Raw genomic sequence first — 21,949 nt, 5'->3', positions numbered from 1 at the left:
AAAATTGGGCTGCCGACCGTCGGCAGCCCCTTTCCTTATCCGCGCAGACGGGCAAACACCCGCTCAGCAGCGGCAATCGTATATTCAATATCATCATCACTGTGCGCCGTCGACAAAAACAGCCCTTCAAATTGCGACGGCGGCAGGAAAATGCCTTCATTCGCCATTTCCCGATAATAGGCGGCAAACAGCTCCAAGTCGGACGTTTTCGCTGTCTCGTAGTTGACCACCGGCTCGTTCGTGAAGAAAAAGCCGATCATCGACCCAGCGCGGTTGATCGTATGCGGGATATCGTATTTCTCTGCTGCCTGATGAAGCCCATCCGCAAGGCGCGCCGCTTTGCGGCCAAGCTCTTCGTACGTTTCCGGCGTCAGCTGGCGGAGCGTCTCGTACCCGGCCGTCATGGCGAGCGGATTGCCGGAGAGCGTGCCGGCTTGGTACACCGGCCCGCTCGGCGCGACAAGCTCCATGATCTCGGCTTTGCCCCCGTACGCCCCAACCGGCAAGCCGCCGCCGATCACTTTGCCAAGGCACGTCAAATCCGGCTCAATGCCATAATACCCTTGGGCGCAGTGGTAATCGACGCGGAACCCGGTCATGACCTCGTCGAAAATCAATAAGGCTCCGTATTGTTTCGTCACCTCGCGCAGCCCTTCCAAAAAGCCAGGCACTGGTGGAACGACGCCCATATTGCCGGCGACCGGTTCGACGATCACCGCGGCGATGTCTTCGCCAAACCGCTCAAACGCATAGCGGACGCTGTCGAAATCGTTGTACGGCACCGTGATGGTATGCTGGGCGACCGATTCCGGCACGCCCGGGCTGTCCGGCAGGCCGAGCGTCGCCACGCCGGATCCGGCTTTAATGAGCAGCGAATCGCCGTGGCCGTGGTAGCTGCCTTCAAATTTGATAATTTTGTTGCGCTTCGTGTAGCCGCGCGCTAAGCGGAGGGCGCTCATCGTCGCCTCCGTACCGGAGTTGACCATCCGCACGATTTCCACCGACGGCACCCGCTCAATCACGAGCTTGGCGAGCTCATTTTCAAGCAATGTCGGAGCGCCAAAGCTTGTGCCTTGTTCCGCCACGCGCTTCAACGCTTCCACGACCTGCGGGTTGGCATGCCCTAAAATGAGCGGACCCCATGACAGTACGTAATCAATGTACTCATTGCCGTCAATATCGTAAATTTTCGCTCCTTGGCCGCGCGCCATGAAAATCGGCGTCATCCCGACCGACTTGAAGGCGCGCACCGGGCTGTTCACCCCGCCCGGCATCAATTTCACCGCTTCTTCGTAAGCGGTTTTTGACCGTTCGTAGCTTCGCATGCTTCCGCCCTCCTCTCTATTCAGCCAGCCAGCGGGCGACATCTTTGGCAAAATACGTAATGATCAAATCTGCGCCCGCCCGTTTCATCCCTGTCAACATTTCCATGACGACCGACTTCTCATCGATCCAGCCGTTTTGCGCCGCCGCTTTGACCATCGCATACTCGCCGCTCACGTTATAGGCGACAAGCGGAAGCGGAAAACGGTTTTTGACGTCGCGGATAATATCCATGTAGGCAAGCGCTGGCTTCACCATCAAGAAATCAGCGCCTTCTTTGACATCCGACTCCGCCTCGCGAAACGCCTCAAGGCGGTTGGCCGGATCCATTTGGTACGTCTTCCGGTCGCCAAACTGCGGCGCGCTGTCGGCGGCATCACGGAACGGGCCGTAAAATGCCGAAGCGTATTTGATTGCATACGACATGATCGGCACATACTCAAACCCTGCTTCATCAAGCCCACGGCGAATGGCGGCGACAAAGCCGTCCATCATGTTCGACGGCGCGATGATGTCGGCGCCGGCTTGCGCTTGGCTCACCGCCGTTTTGGTGAGGAGCTCGAGCGACGGGTCGTTCAGCACGCGCTCGTTTTCGACGACGCCGCAATGGCCGTGGCTCGTATATTCACATAAACACGTATCCGCAATGACGACTAGATCTTTGTGTTCAGCTTTGATTTGGCGGATCGCCCGCTGAACAATCCCTGTTTCGCAATACGCCTGCGAACCGACTTCATCTTTTTCATTCGGCACACCAAACACCATGACGGCGGGAATGCCAAGCTTGGCGATGTCGTCCACTTCCTCAGATAAACGGTCAAGCGATAAATGGTAAACCCCTGGCATCGACGGCACTTCCCGCTTAATGCCGCTTCCCTCGACCACAAACAGCGGATAAATGAGATCCTCGACGCGAAGATGCGTCTCACGCACCATCGCCCGAATCGCAGCCGTTTGCCGCAAACGGCGATGGCGGTCAAATGACAGTGCCATTCATCGTCCCTCCATGGAAAAATATTGTTCCATCGCTTTGATTATACCATCCGTGGTGTAATCCGTCGGACAAATATGGACCGAAATGCCCGCCCGCTCGGCCGCTTCTTTCGTCACCGGTCCGATGCAGGCGACCGCAACACCGGAAAGAAGGGCATCCACTTCTTTGTCGAGAAGGCGGACAAGGCTGTCAACCGCCGACGGGCTCATCAAGGTGACCGCATCAAGCTCCCGCCGGCGCAGCAGCGACAACAACCGCTCCCGGCCGTTTTCATCAGGCTCGGTCTCATACACCGTGAGCTCGTCGACCGCGGCGCCGGCGTTTCGCAACGCCTCAGGCAAGGTCGGGCGCGCCAAATTGCCTTTGACAAACAGCACCCGGTCGCCTTGTTTGACGCGCGGCATGAGCAAGTCAGCCAGCCGTTCAGCGGTGTAATCATCCGGCACAAGCGCCGGGGAAAGACCATGCTCGGCGAGCGCCGCCGCTGTTTTCCGACCGACGACAGCCATCTCGGGCAGCGGCCGCGGCAACGAAACGTGCGGAAAAAAGAAGCGGACGGCGTTCGCGCTTGTGAAAACGAGCCAACGGTATTCGCCAAGCCGCTCAACCATAGAAGCGATTTCTTCCGGCGCCGCCGGTCGGATGGCAATGAGCGGGATCTCGACCGGCACGGCGCCGACAGCGCGCAGCTTGGCAGAAAACGATGCCGCCTGCTCTTTGCCGCGCGTCACGAGCACCGTTTTGCCGGCGAGCGCGCTGTGTGTCATGATTGGCTCAACTCCTGTTTCACCCGCTCGATGAGCGCTTTCGCCCCTTGTTCGATCAAGACAGCAGCCGCCTGTCGGCCGACCGCTTCCGGATCGGCGCCAGTAACGATTTCTTTATACATTTCTTTGCCATCCGGGGAGGCGACAAGCGCGGTAAGACGCACCGTCCCCTCCTTCACTTCCGCGTAGCCGGCAATCGGCACTTGACAGCCTCCTTCCATTTGCTGCAAAAAGGTGCGCTCCGCCCGAACAGCCCGCTCGGTTTGCTCGTCGTTTAACCGGCTGAGCCATTGGCGCAATTCGTCATCATCCTCCCGGCATTCGACCGCCAGCGCCCCTTGGCCGACCGCCGGAACACAGACATCAAAAGGAAGATAGTCGCTGATGACGTCATCGCCCCAACCCATGCGCGCAAGACCCGCCGCCGCTAACACGATCGCATCGTACTCTTCGCTTTCGAGCTTCGCCAACCTTGTGTCAATATTGCCGCGAATCCATTTGATCGTCAAATCCGGGCGATAGGCAAGCAACTGCGCCGAACGGCGCAAGCTGCTCGTGCCAATGACCGACCCAGGCGGCAAGTCGGAGAGCATCCGGTTTCCTTTGCTGACAAGCACATCGCGTGCATCTTCGCGGCGTGGAACCGCACCGATCACTAAACCTTCGGGCAGCACAGCCGGCATATCTTTCATGCTATGGACCGCCATATCGATGCCGCCGGCGAGCAATTCATGCTCAATCTCTTTCACAAACAACCCTTTGCCCCCGACTTTCGAGAGCGTAACATCAAGCACCCGATCTCCTTTCGTGACGATTTCTTTCACTTCAAACGTAAACGGCGCCCCAAGCTGTTTCAATTCGTTGATCACCCACTTCGTCTGGGTCAAGGCAAGCTTGCTGCGCCGCGAGCCAACGACAATGTTCCGCATCTCGTTCCACCTCGATTACGAATACCAGAAATGAAATTTTGACAAACTACCAAACAAGAAAAAGTTGACAAGCAAAAATAAAAACGAACCGATATTCCATAGCGCGATCGCCTTCCCTTGCATCTGCCGGACGACTCGCTTGTAAAAATAGACGCCATAGACGAGAAGAACGACAAACGACCCGAGCACTTTCGCATCATACCAATGGAAATGGTCGATTTGAATATACGCCCAAATCACGCCAAGAATGAGCCCTAATAACAACATAGGTAAGCCGAGCGCGTTTAAAACATACGACAAACAATCAAGCCGCGACAAATCCGCCATGCGCCAAAGGCGCGCCCCCCACTTTTTCTTTTTCAGCAAACTGTACTGCAACATGTAAAGCACCGAAAACAGAAACGACAGCGTAAACGCCGCATACGCTCCGAGCGAAAGGGTGATGTGGATGATCAGCAGCTCCGAGACGAGCCGCTCCGCAACAGCCGGCGACTGCGAAGACGGTGCAAACGTATGAATGGCCAAAATAAAAAAAGCAAGCACGTTCGTAAAAAAGACGATGAAATCGACGCGCAGCAGCCGATTGATGACGAGCGACAGCGTAATGAGCAGCCAAGCGTAAAAATAAAGCCCTTCCGACATCGTTAAAATCGGAAAGCGCTTCGTCTCCATGATGCGAGAAACAAACGTCACTGTCTGCAAAAGCCACACAATAGAAAGCAACCAGAAGGCGATGTCGTTCGCCTTCCGGTTTTGTTGCAAAAAATCGATGAAATAGAATAGGATCGAAGCGATGTAAAGCAAAATGGACAACTCATACAACAGCGCCACCATCCATCCCACCTTACAGCTGCCATGATGGGCGGGCGGCACGGACCGCTTCCGCGTCTTGTTCATCGCATTGCACGGATTTCGCCTGCTCTATATGCCGCTCGGCTTTCACCGCATCTTCGATATTGAAAATTTTCATAAACAGCAAAAGCGCCTCCTCGGCATTCGGGCCGGCGGCGAGTTCCTTCGCCTGCAAAATCGGATCGCGGAGCAGCTGGTTAATAATGCTTTTCGTATGCTTATTCAACACTTTCCAGTCGCGCTCCGACAAATGCGGCAGTTTCCGCTCCAAACTTTTCATCGTTTCTGCTTGAATGGCCAGCGCCTTTTCGCGCAATGCGGCAATGACTGGCACGACGCCGAGCGTCTGCAGCCATTGGCTAAACGCCATAAGTTCCGCTTCGATCATCGTTTCAATGCGAGCCGCTGCCTTTTGTCGTTCCGCCAAGTTGGCCGCCACCACATCTTGCAAATCGTCAATGTCGTACAAAAACACCGTTTCCAAATCAGCCAACGCCGGATCCAAATCGCGCGGCACCGCGATGTCAACCATAAAGAGCGGGCGGCCTTTGCGCATTTTCTCAAGCGGCGCCACCATTTCCTTCGTCAAAATATAGCCTTTGGCTCCCGTCGAGCTGATGACGATATCTGCTTCCAGCAAAGCGCATGACAATTCGCCGAGCGGCTTCGCTTCGCCGGCAAACTGCTTAGCAAGCTGTTTCGCTTTTTCAAGCGTCCGATTGACAACCGTCACCTTCCCGACGCCGCTGCCGTACAAGTTTTGCGCCGCCAGCGTCCCCATTTTGCCGGCCCCGATAATCAAGACGTGCTTGCCGGCAAGGCGGCCGAAAATTTTCTTCGCCAGCTCAACCGCCGCATAGCTGACCGATACAGCGTGCGCGCCGATGCCCGTTTCCGAGTGGGCGCGCTTCGCAAAGGTCACCGCCTGCTTGAACAGATGATTGAAAATCGTGCCGCTCGTCCCGACCTCTTGAGCGAGCAAATAGCTGTCTTTCACTTGCCCTAAAATTTGCGTTTCCCCAAGCACCATCGAATCAAGGCCGGCCGCCACGCGGAACAAATGCTTTATGGCCGCTTCTCCTTCAAGCACACGCAAATACGGAGCAATCGCTTCCACTTTGACGCCAAACCATTCGGCTAAAAATGCTTTCATATAGTAACGTCCGGTATGCAGTTGATCAACCACTGCATAAACTTCCGTCCGGTTGCACGTCGAGACGATCACATTTTCGAGTACGCTTTTTTGCTCGGCGAGCTGTTTCATCGCCGCACCGAGTTCCGCTTCTGCAAACGCGAGCTTTTCGCGGATTTCTACAGGGGCGGTTTTATAGTCGACGCCAACGACTACGATTTGCACGATGCCATCCCCCTTATTGACCGAATCCCTTCCATCATTATATCACAACCGTCCATCGTTCCGATTTGAAAAAATTGTGAACATACCCCCAAAGCTATGCTAAACTGTAGACAGTGATCATTCTATCATAAACATGTCCAAAAGGGAAACGGAGGACGCGACGATCATGAAAACCCGAACGGTATTCGCCGGCATCTTGTTCATCGGCCTCGGGCTGTATTTTCTCGCCGGACAGTTGGAATCCCCCCTTTTCCATTTCTTCCAAGGGTGGCCGGCCTTGCTTGCCATTTGCGGCGCGGCTTTGCTTGGCCAGGCGCATTCAGCGCGTGAATATGCTTACCTTTTCCCCGGCTTTCTTTTACTCGGATTTGGCGTTGAGTTGCTCCTTGCGAGTGCATTTTCGGCCTGGCCCCGCGGCGTGAACATGTTTTTTTTCCTCATCGCGTTCGCTTTTTTCGCCAGCAGCCGCAAACAAAAAGGCGGGGCCGGCTTTGGCGTGCTTTTCTTGCTTCTCGCTGTCGTGCTGACGTTTTCCGGGCGCGGCCAGCCGTTCTTTCACCTCGTCCAAGCCGGACTTTCCTCTGTCTGGAAGTTTTGGCCGCTCGGACTCATCGCCATCGGCGTCTATCTATTATGGACTAGGCGAAAATAGCCTTGGAAGTGAAAACACCAGCGGAATCGCTGGTGTTTTCGTCATGAGGCCACAAACGGCAAAAGCGCCGCCCATGCTTCGTCTTTCCCTTGTCCGGTCTCGGCGGAAAACAAAATGAGCGGGTCGCCGTCAGCCATCCGCAGCGTCTCGCGCGCGATTTTCGCGTGTTTTTGATGCTTGCCGCGCGGCACTTTATCCGCTTTCGTCGCGATGACGATCACCGGGATCTCGTAATGTTTCAAAAACTCGTACATCATCACATCGTCTTTCGTCGGCGGATGGCGCAAATCAACGAGCAGGACCGCCGCCTTAAGCACCTCGCGCGTCGTAAAGTACGTCTCCATCATGTTCCCCCATTTTTGCCGCTCCTGCTTCGACACGCGGGCGAAGCCATAACCTGGCACGTCCACAAAGTAAAACGAGTCGTTAATCAAATAAAAATTCAACGTTTGCGTTTTCCCTGGCTTTGAGGAGGTGCGCGCCAAGTTTTTCCGGTTGATCATTTTGTTGATGAATGATGATTTGCCGACGTTCGAACGGCCGGCGAGCGCCACCTCTGGCCGTCCGCCGTCCGGATATTGTTCCGGCTTGACGGCACTGGTCACAAGCTCTGCTTTCTTCACATTCATCGCTTCCACCCCACCAGCGCGTGCGGCAGCACCTCATCGAGATGGGAGACGAGCACAAAGCGCAAGTCGCGCTTCACCGTTTCCGGAATGTCAGCCAAATCTTTTTCATTGTCTTTCGGCAAAATGACGGTTTTCAATCCGGCACGATGGGCGCTTAACGTTTTCTCTTTTAAGCCGCCGATCGCAAGAACGCGGCCGCGCAGCGTAATTTCCCCGGTCATGCCGACAAAGCGGCTCACCGGCTTGCCCGTCAAAGCGGAAATGAGTGCGGTGGCGATCGTAATGCCTGCAGACGGCCCGTCTTTTGGCACCGCTCCTTCCGGAACGTGAATATGGATGTCGTACGTTTCGTGAAATTTCGGGTCGATGCCGAGTTCCTCAGCGCGCGATCGAACATAACTGAACGCCGCTTGCGCTGATTCTTTCATGACATCGCCGAGCTTGCCGGTCAAAACGAGTTTGCCGTTTCCTTTCGCGAGCGACACTTCGATGGCGAGCGTATCGCCGCCAAACGCGGTGTACGCAAGACCGGTCGCCACGCCGATCTGGTCCTCCGCTTCCGCCTGTCCATAGCGGTATTTTCGTTTTCCTAAAAATTCTTCGAGATTGTTTTCTGTGATGACGACCCGTTTTTTCTCACCGGAGACAATGAGGCGGGCCGCCTTCCGGCAAATCGCCGCCAACTGTCGCTCCAGCTCCCGCACTCCAGCTTCGCGCGTATAATGGCGGATGATGGCAAGCATCGCATCATCGCGCACTTGCAGCGCCGCTTTTTTCAAGCCGTGCTCATCGAGCTGCTTCGGCAGCAAATGCCGCTTCGCAATATGGAGCTTTTCAACTTCGGTATAGCCCGGAATCTCAATCACTTCCATCCGGTCCAACAGCGGCTGCGGAATCGCCGCCAAATAGTTGGCAGTCGCAATAAACATTACCTTCGACAAATCGTACGGCTCTTCAATGTAATGGTCGCTGAACGTATGATTTTGCTCCGGGTCAAGCACCTCCAGCATGGCCGCCGATGGATCGCCACGGAAATCGCTCGACATTTTGTCGATTTCATCAAGCAAGAAGACGGGGTTGATCGTGCCTGCTTTTTTCATCCCTTGGATAATGCGTCCCGGCATGGCGCCGACATACGTGCGGCGATGGCCGCGAATTTCCGATTCGTCGCGGACGCCGCCGAGCGAAACGCGGACGAAGCGGCGGCCGAGCGCTTTGGCGATCGAGCGGGCGAGCGACGTTTTGCCGACCCCCGGCGGTCCGGCGAGGCAAAGAATCGGACCTTTTAACGATTTCGTCAGCTGCTTGACAGATAAAAATTCAAGCACCCGTTCTTTCACTTTATCGAGTCCGTAATGCTCCTCGTTTAAAATCGCTTCCGCCTGCTTAATGTCGTGGATGTCTTCTGTTTCTTTCGACCACGGCAAGGCGATGAGCCAATCGAGGTAGTTGCGAATGACTGTGCTTTCCGCTGAGGTCGCCGGAATTTTTTCATAGCGGTCAAGCTCCTTCAATGCCGTTTGTTTCACATGCTCCGGCATGCCGGCCGCCTCGATTTTTTCTTTCAGCTCCTCGACTTCGCCCGTTTTTCCTTCTTTTTCGCCAAGCTCTTTTTGAATCGCCTTCATTTGCTCGCGCAAATAATACTCTTTTTGCGTCCGCTCCATCGACTGCTTGACGCGGGCGCTGATCTTTTTCTCAAGCTGGAGCACTTCTTTTTCGTTGTGCAAAATTTGGATGATTTTATTGAGGCGCTCTTTCACGTCGATCGTTTCTAAAATACGCTGTTTTTCCTCAAGCTTAAGCGGCAAGTGCGAGGCGATGATGTCCGCCATTCGCCCCGGCTCATCGATGTCGACGATCGAGGCGTAAATGTCGACCGACAGCCGCTTGGACAAGTTTATGTACTGCTCGAAATATTCAAGCATCGTCCGCTTGAGCGCCTCATCTTCTAAATCTTTCGCCGCCCGATCAGCAAACTTTTCGACTTTGACGAGAAAGTACGGCTCCTCGCTGATCACTTCCGTAATGAGCGCCCGAGCGACGCCTTCGACAAGCACGCGGAACGTGCCGTTCGGGAGTTTTAGAAGTTGCTTGACGCGCGCGATCGTTCCCATTTTATATAAGTCATCCATGTCCGGTTCGTCGATGGCAACGTCTTTTTGCGACGTCAGCAAAATCATATGATCCTCAACCATGGCTTGTTCGAGCGCTTTGACCGATTTCTCGCGCCCGACATCCAAATGGAGCACCATCGTCGGAAACACGAGCAGCCCACGCAGCGGCAAAAGCGGAACGACCGTCTCCTTTTTCTTTCCGTTCACGCCGAACACCTCCATCTCTCGCTTCTATTCGTTTATTGTATAGTACGGTAGCCGGGTTTGTAAAATTTGACGAACGAAAAAGCGCGCGGCGCTCCATCTGCATGCAAAGAAAAACCGACTTCAGCGACGATCCGCTTGCGCCGAAGCCGTACATAAAAGAGAGGCCGGGCGAACCGCCCGACTCGGTTGCGAGCGGATCGCCCGCTTTCGTTGCCAATCGTTCGCCTTGCCGCCGTTTCCTTTGGCTAGACGAGCTTTTTCTCCGAGCGGTCCATAGCCGCTGGCAGCAGCGCGGAGCCGCGGCGGAGCGCCTCTTCGCCGAACACATGGACGAGCACTTCCTCGAGGCGGCGGACGGCGATGATTTGAATGCCGCTGACTTCGCCTAGCAACGATTGCATATTCTCAATCGGGATGATGACTTTTTTCGCCCCGGCTTGTTTGGCCGCTTTGATTTTGGCGAACACGCCGCCGACCGGTTTCACGCAGCCACGGATGCTGATTTCTCCGGTCATCGCGACCGTATGATCGACTGGAAGCTGGTAAATGGCGGAATAAATGCCGACTGCAATCGCCACCCCGGCTGAAGGGCCGTCAACCGGCACCCCGCCCGGGAAGTTGACATGAATGTCGTAACGGTCGGCCGGCACGCCCATCGCCCGCAGCACGGTGATGACGTTTTCTGCTGAACCGCGCGCCATGCTTTTGCGGCGCACCGATTTTTCGGCGCTGCCGATGCTCTCTTCCTCAATAATGCCCGTGACGTTGATCGTCCCTTTTCCTTTCGCCGGCAAGGCGGTCACTTCAATTTCAAGAAGCGCGCCGGTGTTCGGGCCGTACACGGCAAGGCCATTGACGACGCCGACCGCCGGGGCGGACGCAATTTTCTTTTCATAGCGTGGGGCCATTTGGCTTGAATGAATGACCCATTCAATGTCTTTATCCAAAATTTTGTCGCGGTTTTCCGTAATGGCAAGACCGGCGGCGATTTGCATCATGTTCACCGCCTCCCGCCCGTTGCGCGCATAGGCGGCAAGCAGGCGAATGCCGCTTTCTGACACGTTCAGGCGGATTTTTTCCGCCGCCTTTTTGGCGATGAGGGCGATCTCATCTTGGTCCAATTCACGGAAAAATACTTCCAGGCAACGAGAGCGAATGGCCGGAGGAATTTCGTTCGGCGTGCGCGTCGTCGCCCCGACAAGACGGAAATCAGCCGGCAGTCCATTTTGGAAAATATCGTGAATATGGCTTGGGATTTGCAGATTTTCTTTGCTGTAATAGGCGCTTTCAAAAAATACTTTCCGGTCCTCAAGCACTTTCAGCAGCTTGTTCATTTGGATCGGATGAAGCTCGCCGATTTCGTCGATGAATAAAACGCCGCCGTGGGCGTTCGTCACCGCCCCTTGCTTCGGCTGGGGAATGCCGGCTTGCCCCATCGCCCCGGCCCCTTGGTAAATCGGGTCGTGCACCGAGCCGATGAGCGGATCGGCAATGCCGCGCTCGTCAAAACGTGCCGTCGTCGCGTCAAGCTCCACGAACACCGCATTTTTCTTAAACGGGGAGAGCGGATTTTTTTTCGCTTCCTCAAGCACGAGCCGAGCAGCTGCCGTCTTGCCGACGCCAGGGGGGCCGTAAATGATGACATGCTGCGGGTTGGGGCCGCATAAAGCAGCTTTTAACGCCTTGATGCCGTCTTCCTGACCGACGATATCGTCAAAACTTTTCGGCCGCACTTTTTCCGCCAGCGGCTCGGTGAGCGAAATCGAACGCAGCTTGCGGAGCTGTTCCATCTCTTTGCGCGACTCTTTATCAATCGAAACTTTTTGCACACGTTGCCCTCTTAGCAAATTCCAAAAATAAAGGCCGATGATGACCCCGAAAAACAGCTGGATGACCAGTACGATGTTCGTCCAATCCATGCCCCGATATCCTCCTGCCTTTAGATGGTATGTAGTATGATAGTATCTCCGCGAACGAGCGGGAATAAACAAAAAAAGCGCCGACCGGCGCCAAGGGCATGGGCGGCAAAAAAAGAAACCGCCGAAAAAAGGCGGTTTTCCCATCAGGCAGATGTTTTCCGTTCCAGCTCGATGACGGTGCCGTCATGACGGATCAGCGTCGGCGGCTTTGTGCCGCGCACCGTGTCGAGCGTGATGATGCACTTTTGCACATCTTCGCGCGACGGCAGCTCAAACATCACATCGAGCATAATGCCTTCGATGATCGAGCGAAGGCCGCGCGCGCCCGTTTTCCGCTCAATCGCTCTTTTCGCGATTTCCCGGAGCGCCGCTTCTTCAAACTCGAGTTCAACGCCGTCAAGCTCCAGCATTTTTTGGTATTGTTTCACGATCGCGTTTTTCGGCTTCGTCAAAATATCGATCAACGCCTGTTCGTCAAGCGGCTCAAGCGTCGTAATGACCGGCAGACGGCCGATGAACTCCGGAATAAGCCCGAACTTGAGCAAGTCTTCCGGCAGCACTTTCGACAGCAAGTTTTTCTCATCAACATCGGCTTGGTTCATTTCCGCACCGAATCCGATCACTTTTTTGCCGAGGCGGCGCTTAATGATCGGCTCGATGCCATCAAACGCCCCGCCGCAAATGAACAAAATGTTCGTTGTGTCGATTTGGATGAACTCCTGATGCGGATGTTTGCGACCGCCCTGCGGTGGAACGCTGGCGATCGTTCCCTCCAAAATTTTGAGCAGCGCCTGTTGCACCCCTTCACCGGAAACATCGCGGGTGATGGAAGGGTTTTCCGATTTACGGGCGATTTTATCGATTTCATCGATATAAATAATGCCTTTTTCTGCCCGTTCCACATCATAATCCGCCGCTTGGATGAGCTTTAACAAAATGTTTTCGACGTCCTCGCCGACATAGCCTGCCTCCGTGAGCGATGTCGCATCGGCGATGGCAAACGGCACGTTTAAAATGCGCGCCAATGTTTGCGCCAGCAGCGTTTTCCCGCTCCCGGTCGGTCCGATCATCAAAATGTTGCTTTTCGACAGCTCGACATCATCGATTTTGCTGCCGGAATTGATCCGTTTATAATGGTTGTAAACCGCAACGGCGAGCGATTTTTTCGCGTCATCTTGGCCGATGACGTATTCATCTAAAATTTCCCTGATCTCCATCGGCTTCGGCACGTCTTTAAATTCAAATTCTTCCTCGTTTCCAAGCTCTTCCTCGACGATCTCCGTGCACAATTCAATGCATTCATCACAAATGTAAACGCCCGGGCCGGCGACGAGCTTGCGCACTTGGTCTTGCGTTTTGCCGCAAAACGAACACTTTAGCTGCCCTTTTTCATCATTAAATTTAAACATGTCATTCACCCCTTGCTAACAAAATCGCACCTGCGTTATGTATCATGTCTCTCCATCCCATGTTGCAAAAAACTTATGTATTCGCTATTTTACCATACATGCGTCAAAAAAAGCGAATGAAAAACCTGTGGTGTATTAGAAAAGTTTGAAAAATCACCTCCAGGCGCCAATGACTGAGATAAAGAACAAGGCACGAACGTCTCGCGCCTTGTTCCTTCTACCTTTATTATTATGCCGCAACCGTGCTGTGCTCCACAAGAAAATCGATCGTTTTCCGCCATTTTAAATCTTCTTTGACGCCATCCAAGCTGCCGAGCAGCTCTTTTAACTTGTCCACGCTCAAGTTGTAGGCTTCCGCCATTTTTTGGAGTTCTTCCTCCACCTCTTCATCGGTTACCTCGATGTTTTCTGCTTTGGCGATCGCTTCGAGCGTCAAGGCCGCACGCACCCGTTTTTCGGCGTCTTCTTTCATTTGCTCACGCAGCGCCGCTTCATCCTGACCTGAGAATTGATAGTACAGCTGCAAGTTCAGCCCTTGCATTTGCAGTCGTTGATCAAATTCGCGAAGCATCCGGTCCGTCTCGTTTTGCACCATGACAGCCGGAATATCGATTTCCGCATTGGCAGCCGCTTTTTCGACGACCGCATTGCGCAACGCCGTTTCCGCTTCATTCTTTTTCGCTTCTTCCAGACGGGCGCGGATTTTCGCTTTCAGTTCGTCAAGCGTTTCAACTTCTTCATCGATGTCTTTCGCAAACTCGTCGTCCAAAGCCGGCAATTGCTTCGCTTTCACTTCATGCACTTTCACTTTGAACGTCGCCGGTTTGCCGGCCAGCTGCTCAGCGTGGTATTCTTCCGGGAACGTCACTTGAATTTCTTTTTCTTCGCCGGCTTTCATACCGACAAGCTGTTCTTCAAACCCCGGGATAAAGGTGCCTGAACCGATTTCGAGCGAATAGTTTTCCGCCTTGCCGCCTTCAAACGGCTCGCCGTCGACAAACCCTTCGAAATCGATGACGACCGTATCGCCGTTTTCCACCGTCCCGTCTTCTTTCACGACAAGTTCGGCGTAATTTTCTTGCAAACGTTTCAATTCGTTTTCGACATCTTCGTCCGTCACGGTTGTATCCATTTTTTCCACTTCAAGCCCTTTGTATTGACCGAGCTTCACTTCCGGCTTTACGGTCACTTTCGCTTTGAAAATTAAGCTTTTGCCTTTTTCCATTTGCTCAATGTCAATCTCCGGCATTGACACCGGTTCGATGCCTGCCTCTTCGACGGCTTTGGCATACGCCTCTGGCAGCAAAATATCGAGCGCGTCTTGATAGAGCGCCTCAACGCCAAACCGTTTTTCAAACAGGACACGCGGCACTTTCCCTTTGCGGAAGCCCGGCAGCGCAATATTTTTCACCACTTTTTTAAATGCGGCATCCAAGCCTTTGTTCACTTGCTCGGCGTCGACCTCAACGGTCAATACGCCTTCGTTCCCTTCAAGTTTTTCCCATTTGACTGACATCCTTGTTCCCTCCACCTGAAATCATTGCTCGGACCATAGCGCACTCCGCTTGTCCATATCTTTTTATGATGCCCAATTATGTAGACAAGTATGCGAAAACAGATACATAGCACAGCCACTATATTATAACATACAACAGCCATATTTCAACAGAGAACTAGCCATTAGAGGGAGGAAAGTTCCTCTATTTCGTATAGATTTTGGCAAATCGTTTCCATCTCCGCCGCCTCCACACCGTAGTGGTCGGCCAAGGCGGTCGCGTCAGCATCCAAGCCTAAAAACCGGCTCGCCATCCAATGGAGAGCAGCAAGCCAGGCCGCTGCATCCGCCGGCTCTGGCGGAAACGGGTACAACACATATGCATAGCGAAGCCAAATGTCCGCCGCCGTTTCATACAAACTCGGGCTTTCCGCCGCGAGCTGCTGTTCAAGCCGACCCAGCAGCGATGAAGCAAATTCCGTTTCCGTCTGTTCGTCCAACGCTGACGGGACGACCTCCATGCAACGGCCAAATTTCTCAACCGTCACCGTTTCGTTGACTTGCTTTCCTGTCAACAGGCGAAGGAGCATCGTTTTCGCCATCGGGCTTTTTTCCGGTGCGCGTAAATATTGCTTGAGCAACGGCAACACCGGCTCGATGTCTTCTTTTTCCAGTTGTTTAATCAGTTGCAGCTGCTCAGCAATGTCCCCGGACTCAAGCAGCCGTCTCACCCGCTTCCACTCCGCGGGCGGAAGCGTGCGGGCATTCATTTTTTCACTAAACCGGAGCAGCTGATGAAGCTGTTCGCGCAACGAAGCGGATAGCGACGGATGGCGCAAGGCGGCGCGGATCACCGTTTCCGCCTTGCTGTATCGATTCGTTTGCAGCAGCACAGCGAGATACATTTGCAACAGATCGCTGTTGTTCGGCTGTTCGTCAAGTAAGGCGGCGAGGCGCCACTCCGCCTCATCGTAGTCTCCAAGCTCATAGCAACAGACAGCCAGCCCAAGGCGAACAGGAAAACTGTGGTCGCCAAGCTGTTCAGCAGCGCGCAAAAAGCGGAGCGCTTCTTTGTAGCGTTTCGCTTCAAGCGCCGCAAACGCTTCTTCCATCAGTCGTTCTTTCGTTTGCGGAAACATGATGATTTTTCCTTTTTTCCCGGTCATCTTCGCCCGCTCCCATTTGCATTTACCATCAGTGTAACAAGTTTTCCCTAGCGAAACAACCCGCGCCTTGCTGGGTAACACAAACCGCTTGTTTGCCAAAAAGCAGCCGGCCTCTGGACGCAGGCGCCGTCAAACGCGAAAAAGGCTGCGCCCGCCGATTGGCAGAGCAGCCCATCTCTCCTTGCCTCCCGTAACACATGGCGCTTACGGCCGTGGACAATGCCGTCGTTCGTAGGCGGCGATATGCGCTTCGTACACAAACGTCAAATCAATTTCGTCCCATCCTTTTAGCAACAGCTGTTTTCGATACGGGTCGATGTCAAACGGACGCGAAAATCCTTCATCGTCAAATACCCGCTGTTCTTCAAGCGAAACCGTCAGTTCATAGTCTGCGCGCTCGCTTTGGCGCAGCAAGTAGCGGACATCCTCTTTATCCAGCCGGATCGGCAACAGCCCGTTTTTTAAGCAGTTGTTGTAAAAAATATCGGCAAACGATGGGGCAATGATGACGCGAAATCCGTAATCTTGGAGCGCCCACGGCGCATGTTCGCGCGATGAGCCGCAGCCGAAGTTTTCATCGGCGACTAAAATCGTCGCCCCTTCGTTTTCCGGGCGGTTGAGCTCAAACTCCGGATTTGGCGTGCCGTCGCTCAAATACCGCCAATCGTAAAAGAGAAACTGGCCAAAGCCGGTGCGTTCAATCCGTTTCAAAAACTGCTTTGGAATGATTTGATCGGTATCAATATTCGCCCGGTCGATGCCGGCGGTTTTCCCGCGGTGAATCGTAAACGGCTTCATCCCGTCTCTCCCCTTCCGTCCCGTGTATCGTTCGTTTCTATGCCGCTTTTGAGAAGATAGCCCTAAAACGGGGGCGGCCATATCAAGGAGCACCCGTCATCGGACCAGCTCAGCTTCAAGCTGGCGCACATCGACAAAATGTCCGTAAATCGCAGCCGCCGCGGCCATCACCGGGCTGACGAGATGCGTGCGCGCCCCTTTTCCTTGTCGCCCTTCAAAGTTGCGGTTCGACGTTGACGCACAGTGCTCGCCTTCCGGAATGATGTCCGGGTTCATGCCCAAACAGGCGCTGCAGCCAGCCTCACGCCATTCAAAACCGGCATCGATGAAAATTTGCGCCAACCCTTCCGCCTCGGCTTGTTTTTTCACTTGCTGCGATCCAGGCACGACGAGCGCCCGTACACCCGGAGCCACTTTTTTCCCTTTCACGATGCTCGCCGCCGCGCGCAAATCGCTGAGGCGTGAGTTGGTGCACGAACCGATGAAGACGTGCTGCACCGGAATATCCGCAATCGGCGTGCCCGGCTTGAGCCCCATGTACTCAAGCGCCCGGCGCACCGCGTTTTGCTCTGTTTTGCTTTCAAACTGCTCGGGATGCGGCACGACACCATCGACCGATGTGCTCATCGCCGGGGTTGTACCCCATGTCACCATCGGGGCGATCGTCGACGCGTCGATTTCAATCGTCTTGTCGTATTCCGCCCCCTCATCGCTTGCAAGCGCCCTCCACCGTTCGACCGCTTGCTCAAACGCTTCGCCTTTTGGCGCATATTTGCGGCCGCGCAAATAGGCGAATGTCGTTTCATCCGGGCTGATGAGCCCGGCTCTCGCCCCCGCTTCAATCGACATGTTGCAAATCGTCATCCGTTCTTCCATCGACATGCGGCGGATCGCCTCACCGGTAAATTCAATAATATAGCCGGTGCCGACGCCAACGCCATAGCGGCCGATAATGGCCAAGATGACATCTTTGGCGGTCACCCCTTTGCCGAGGCGGCCGTTGATGCAGATTTGCAGCGTTTTCGGCTTATGCTGCCAAAGCGTTTGCGTCGCCAGCACGTGCTCGACCTCGCTTGTGCCGATGCCAAACGCCAACGCGCCAAACGCCCCGTGCGTCGACGTATGGCTGTCGCCGCAAACGATCGTTTTCCCCGGTTGGGTCAAGCCGAGCTCCGGACCGATGACGTGCACGATTCCTTGCTCTTCGCTATGCAAATCTGCCAGTGGGATGCCGAACTCGCGGCAGTTGCGCTCAAGCGCAGCGATTTGGTTGCGCGCCACTTCGTCGGTAATCACAAATCGGTTAACGGTCGGCACGTTATGGTCCATCGTCGCAAAGGTCAAATCCGGCCGCCGCACCTTCCGCCCTTTTTGCCGCAATCCTTCAAAGGCTTGCGGCGAGGTCACTTCATGCACTAAGTGCAAATCGATGTACAATAAATCCGGTTTGCCCTCCTCACGGTAGACGACGTGGTTTTCCCAAATTTTATCGATGATCGTTTTCGGCTTCATTGGTTTTCACCTCGCACGTCTTAGGTATAAACGGTCCTAATTTGAGCAATGGTCGTATAATCCAGCACCGCCGCTTTGATTTCTTCGACCATTTCGTTCGTGGATACGATGCGGCCGCCGCTTGGCGCCAAGTCGGCGGTGCGCAAACCTTGATCGAGCGCCTGCCACACCGCGTGCTCTACCGCCTCCGCTTCCGCGGTGAGCCCGAACGACAGGCGAAGCATCATCGCGGCCGACAAAATCGCGGCAATCGGATTGGCTTTGTTCATACCGGCAATATCAGGCGCCGAGCCGTGAACCGGCTCATACAAACTCGGCCCGGAAGCGGATAAGCTGGCTGACGGCAGCATCCCGAGCGAACCGGACAGCATCGAGGCCTCGTCGCTCAAAATATCGCCAAACATGTTTTCTGTCACAATGACATCAAACTGCTTCGGCGCGCGGATGAGCTGCATCGCGGCATTGTCAACAAGCATATGCTCAAGCGTGACGTCCGGAAATTCCTTCGCCACCTCTTCGGCCACTTCTCGCCATAATCGGCTTGACGACAGGACGTTCGCCTTGTCGACCGACGTCACTTTTTTCTTCCTCCCGCGCGTAAGCATAAACGCCATGCGCACGATCCGTTCGATTTCTTCCTTTTTATATAAGAGAGTGTCAACCGCTCTTTCTTCCCCGTTTTCCACGACGCGGCCGCTCGGCTGGCCGAAGTAAATGCCGCCGGTCAGCTCGCGGACGATGACAAAATCGACGCCTTTCACGAGATCCGGTTTTAACGGCGAAGCGGAAACCAAACTGTCATAGCAAACAACCGGCCGCAAGTTGGCATATAAGTCGAGCTGCTTGCGAATGGCAAGCAATCCTTTTTCCGGGCGCAAATGCGGAGGGTTGTCGTCCCACTTCGGACCGCCGACCGCCCCGAGCAGCACCGCATCGCTCTGTTGGCAAAGGCGAAGCGTCTCTTCTGGGAGCGGCGTCCCGGCTTCATCGATCGCGACTCCGCCAATCAATCCATACTCAAACGCAAACTCGTGGCCAAACCGGATGCCGACCGCTTTCAAAACCTCGACCGCTCCGGACGTCACTTCCTTGCCGATGCCATCGCCCGGCAAGACGGCAATCCGATAGTTTCCCATGTTTGAATCCCTCCGTTTTATGATGTTGCCACCTTTTCGTTTTCAGCACGCATCGCTTCGATCATAAACACGCGGTTCATGGCGTTGATGTACGCTTTCGCCGACGCCTCAAGCACGTCTTGCGCCGTTCCGCGCCCGCTCGTTTCAACATCGCGCACGCGCACTTTCACAAACACTTGCGCTAGCGCATCGCGGCCGCCGCCGACCGACTCAATCCGGTAGTCAAGCAGTGTCACTTCCGTTTGGAAGCAGCGCTCGAGCGTATTGTACAGCGCCTCGACGCTGCCGGAGCCGGTCGCCGCTTCTTGGATTTCATTCCCCTTCCCGTCTTTCAGTACCACGACCGCTGTCGGAATTTGATTCGTCCCGTATTGCACTTGAATGGAAGACAATTGATAAAAATCTTTGAAGTGGTCGAACTTCTCTTCGAAAATCAACGCGATTAAATCGTCGTCGGTAATATCCTTCTTTTTGTCCGCCAGTTCTTTAAAACGGACAAACAGCTGATTGATCTCTTCATCGGACAACGTGTAGCCGAGCTCCTCAACCCGGTTGCGAAGCGCATGGCGGCCGGAATGTTTGCCGAGCACCATCGAATTCGACGGCACGCCGACGAGCTCCGGTGAAATGATTTCGTACGTCGTTTTTTCTTTTAAGACGCCGTCTTGATGGATGCCGGATTCATGCGCAAACGCGTTTTTGCCGACGACCGCTTTGTTGGGAGGAACGACGACCCCGGTCAGCTTGCTGACAAGATTGCTTGTGCGCTTAATTTCTTGCAAATTGAGGCGCGTTTCCACTTGATAATAATCTTTGCGAATGTGAAGGGCGACGGCGATCTCCTCAAGCGCCGCGTTGCCGGCCCGCTCGCCGATGCCGTTGATCGTGCACTCGACCTGCGTCGCCCCATGCTCAATGGCCGACAACGAGTTCACCACCGCCATGCCCAAGTCATCATGACAATGAGCGGAGAGTGAAACATTTTCAATATTCGGAACATTGTTTTGCAAATAGAGGAAAATTTCCCCGTATTCTTTCGGCGTAATATAGCCGACCGTATCCGGGATGTTGATGACCGAGGCGCCGGCTTTGATCACTTCGGCGACGATTTTCGCCAAAAACGGCAGCTCGCTCCGGCACGCATCTTCTGCCGACCATTGGACGATCGGGAAAAAGCGCTTCGCGTATTTCACTGCCTCAACCGCCGCTTCAATCACTTGTTCCGGCGTCATCCGCAATTTATGCACCATATGGATCGGCGAGGTGGCGATGAATAGGTGGAGCCGCGGCTCCGCGCCGCCTTTTAACGCCTCCCACGCCGCATCAATATCGCTTCGGACCGAGCGCGACAGCCCGGTGACCGAGCATGTTCTCACCGTTTCGGCGATTTGTTTGACCGCCTCAAAATCGCCTTTTGACGAGGCGGGGAAGCCCGCCTCGATGATGTCAACCCGCAGCCGTTCAAGCTGACGGGCAATTTCCAACTTTTCTTGCAAGTTCAAATTGACGCCGGCCGACTGTTCCCCATCGCGCAATGTAGTATCAAAAAACTTAATGTTTCGCACCTGGCACCACCGCTTCTTTTTGTTTTGCTTTCACAAACGGCATCATGCTCCGCAGTTCGCGTCCGACGACTTCGATCAAATGCTCGTTCTCGCGCCGGTTGATGGCGTTGAACTCCGGACGGTTTGCTTGGTTTTCCAAAATCCAGCTTTTTGCGAATTTGCCGGTTTGGATGTCATCGAGCACCTTTTTCATTTCCGCTTTCACGGCGTCGTTAATGATGCGCGGACCGGTGATAAAGTCGCCCCATTGCGCCGTATCGGAAATCGAGTAGCGCATCCACGACAAGCCGCCTTCATAAAGAAGATCAACGATGAGCTTCATTTCATGCAAACACTCGAAATAGGCGACTTCCGGCTGATACCCGGCTTCAACGAGCGTTTCAAACCCGGCCTTGATGAGCGCCGTCAGCCCGCCGCACAGCACCGCTTGTTCACCGAACAAGTCGGTTTCCGTCTCTTCTTTGAACGTTGTCTCCAACACCCCAGCTCGAGCAGCACCAATCGCTTTCGCATAGGCGAGCGCCGTTTCTTTCGCGTGTCCGGTCACATCTTGATAAACGGCGATGAGCGCCGGCACCCCGGCTCCTTCCGCATATGTGCGACGCACGAGATGGCCTGGTCCTTTCGGCGCCACCAAGAAGACATCGACATGCTCCGGCGGGACGATTTGGCTGAAATGAATGTTAAACCCGTGCGCAAACACAAGCGCGTTGCCCGGTTCAAGCCCCGGTTCAATCTCTTCCTTGTAGACAGCCGGCTGTTTCTCATCCGGCAGCAACACCATCACAATATCCGCTTGTTTTGCCGCTTCGCGCACCGAGTATACTTCAAAGCCGTCCTGTTCCGCCTGCTCCCACGATTTCCCTTTGCGCAACCCGACAATGACGCGGACGCCGCTGTCGCGCAAGTTTTGTGCATGGGCGTGGCCTTGTGAGCCGTAGCCGATGATCGCGACCGTTTTCCCTTGCAAATATTGTTCGTTTGCATCCCCGTTATAGTAGACTTTTGCCATGATTACCCTCTCCTTTGTCGTATAGTGTAAATGGGCCGCCATGCGCCCTCATTGCGCACAGGCGCGGTTATTCGTATCGACAATGTTTTGACAACGATCGTTGCAACGGA

18 protein-coding genes are annotated in these 21,949 nt (G+C 54.5%); 1 reads left to right on the top strand and 17 read right to left on the bottom strand.

Annotated elements, in window-relative coordinates:
* Positions 1-35: 35 nt before the first annotated feature.
* From hemL to hemA, 6 genes are read right to left on the bottom strand one after another with little or no spacing between them, the layout of a single operon-like run.
* Complete coding sequence (gene hemL / locus AP057_RS10410) at positions 36-1,325, bottom strand: glutamate-1-semialdehyde 2,1-aminomutase (RefSeq protein ID WP_049624176.1); 1,290 nt, start codon at positions 1,323-1,325, stop codon at positions 36-38.
* Between the two features lie 16 nt (positions 1,326-1,341).
* Entirely contained in the window at positions 1,342-2,316 is a 975-nt protein-coding gene (gene hemB / locus AP057_RS10405) for a porphobilinogen synthase (RefSeq protein WP_011232119.1), read from the bottom strand.
* Positions 2,317-3,084, bottom strand: a complete 768-nt coding sequence (locus AP057_RS10400) for a uroporphyrinogen-III synthase (protein WP_055358688.1) — start codon at positions 3,082-3,084, stop codon at positions 2,317-2,319. It abuts the gene before it with no gap.
* Positions 3,081-4,013 (bottom strand): hydroxymethylbilane synthase, encoded by a 933-nt coding sequence (gene hemC, locus AP057_RS10395; RefSeq protein WP_015375525.1) that lies wholly within the window; start codon positions 4,011-4,013, stop codon positions 3,081-3,083. Before hemC ends, AP057_RS10400 begins: the two co-directional genes overlap by 4 nt.
* Positions 4,014-4,028: 15 nt before the next feature.
* Positions 4,029-4,847 carry a cytochrome c biogenesis protein gene (gene ccsA, locus AP057_RS10390; RefSeq protein WP_055358687.1) on the bottom strand — a complete coding sequence of 273 codons (819 nt, stop codon included), beginning with the start codon at positions 4,845-4,847 and terminating at the stop codon, positions 4,029-4,031.
* 10 nt (positions 4,848-4,857) lie between these two features.
* Positions 4,858-6,222 carry a glutamyl-tRNA reductase gene (hemA, locus tag AP057_RS10385; RefSeq protein ID WP_033014323.1) on the bottom strand — a complete coding sequence of 455 codons (1,365 nt, stop codon included), beginning with the start codon at positions 6,220-6,222 and terminating at the stop codon, positions 4,858-4,860.
* Between the two features lie 166 nt (positions 6,223-6,388).
* Between hemA and AP057_RS10380 the strand changes: the two genes are divergently transcribed.
* Entirely contained in the window at positions 6,389-6,874 is a 486-nt protein-coding gene (locus AP057_RS10380) for a LiaI-LiaF-like domain-containing protein (RefSeq protein ID WP_033014324.1), read from the top strand.
* Between the two features lie 41 nt (positions 6,875-6,915).
* On the opposite strand, the gene yihA is transcribed toward AP057_RS10380, so the two are convergent.
* The 11 genes from yihA to ilvC form a co-directional block, all read right to left on the bottom strand.
* The gene (gene yihA / locus AP057_RS10375; RefSeq protein WP_013144582.1) at positions 6,916-7,503 is read right to left on the bottom strand and encodes a ribosome biogenesis GTP-binding protein YihA/YsxC; all 588 of its coding nucleotides are present in this window, start codon (positions 7,501-7,503) and stop codon (positions 6,916-6,918) included.
* Positions 7,500-9,842: an endopeptidase La gene (gene lon / locus AP057_RS10370; protein WP_055358686.1), complete on the bottom strand. Its 2,343-nt coding sequence runs from the start codon at positions 9,840-9,842 to the stop codon at positions 7,500-7,502. The genes yihA and lon overlap by 4 nt, the downstream gene beginning before the upstream one ends.
* 230 nt (positions 9,843-10,072) lie before the next feature.
* On the bottom strand, positions 10,073-11,746 hold the full coding sequence (lonB, locus tag AP057_RS10365) for an ATP-dependent protease LonB (protein ID WP_050367631.1): 1,674 nt from the start codon (positions 11,744-11,746) through the stop codon (positions 10,073-10,075).
* Positions 11,747-11,889: 143 nt separating this feature from the next.
* Positions 11,890-13,155, bottom strand: coding sequence for an ATP-dependent protease ATP-binding subunit ClpX (gene clpX / locus AP057_RS10360; RefSeq protein WP_033014328.1), 1,266 nt, complete (start codon positions 13,153-13,155; stop codon positions 11,890-11,892).
* A 229-nt stretch (positions 13,156-13,384) separates the two neighbouring features.
* Positions 13,385-14,671 (bottom strand): trigger factor, encoded by a 1,287-nt coding sequence (gene tig, locus AP057_RS10355; RefSeq protein ID WP_055358685.1) that lies wholly within the window; start codon positions 14,669-14,671, stop codon positions 13,385-13,387.
* Between the two features lie 164 nt (positions 14,672-14,835).
* Positions 14,836-15,816: a M48 family metallopeptidase gene (locus tag AP057_RS10350; protein ID WP_055358684.1), complete on the bottom strand. Its 981-nt coding sequence runs from the start codon at positions 15,814-15,816 to the stop codon at positions 14,836-14,838.
* Between the two features lie 204 nt (positions 15,817-16,020).
* Positions 16,021-16,614, bottom strand: coding sequence for a 3-isopropylmalate dehydratase small subunit (gene leuD / locus AP057_RS10345; protein WP_011232131.1), 594 nt, complete (start codon positions 16,612-16,614; stop codon positions 16,021-16,023).
* 96 nt (positions 16,615-16,710) lie between these two features.
* Positions 16,711-18,126, bottom strand: coding sequence for a 3-isopropylmalate dehydratase large subunit (gene leuC / locus AP057_RS10340; RefSeq protein ID WP_055358683.1), 1,416 nt, complete (start codon positions 18,124-18,126; stop codon positions 16,711-16,713).
* Between the two features lie 20 nt (positions 18,127-18,146).
* Positions 18,147-19,262 (bottom strand): 3-isopropylmalate dehydrogenase, encoded by a 1,116-nt coding sequence (gene leuB / locus AP057_RS10335; protein WP_055358682.1) that lies wholly within the window; start codon positions 19,260-19,262, stop codon positions 18,147-18,149.
* 17 nt (positions 19,263-19,279) lie between these two features.
* The gene (locus AP057_RS10330) at positions 19,280-20,827 is read right to left on the bottom strand and encodes a 2-isopropylmalate synthase (RefSeq protein WP_055358681.1); all 1,548 of its coding nucleotides are present in this window, start codon (positions 20,825-20,827) and stop codon (positions 19,280-19,282) included.
* The gene (ilvC, locus tag AP057_RS10325) at positions 20,814-21,839 is read right to left on the bottom strand and encodes a ketol-acid reductoisomerase (RefSeq protein WP_033014337.1); all 1,026 of its coding nucleotides are present in this window, start codon (positions 21,837-21,839) and stop codon (positions 20,814-20,816) included. The genes AP057_RS10330 and ilvC overlap by 14 nt, the downstream gene beginning before the upstream one ends.
* Positions 21,840-21,949 lie beyond the last annotated feature (110 nt).

Source organism: Geobacillus sp. Sah69 (assembly GCF_001414205.1).
Taxonomy (GTDB): domain Bacteria; phylum Bacillota; class Bacilli; order Bacillales; family Anoxybacillaceae; genus Geobacillus; species Geobacillus stearothermophilus.
This window is presented reverse-complemented; position numbering and strand designations above follow the sequence as displayed.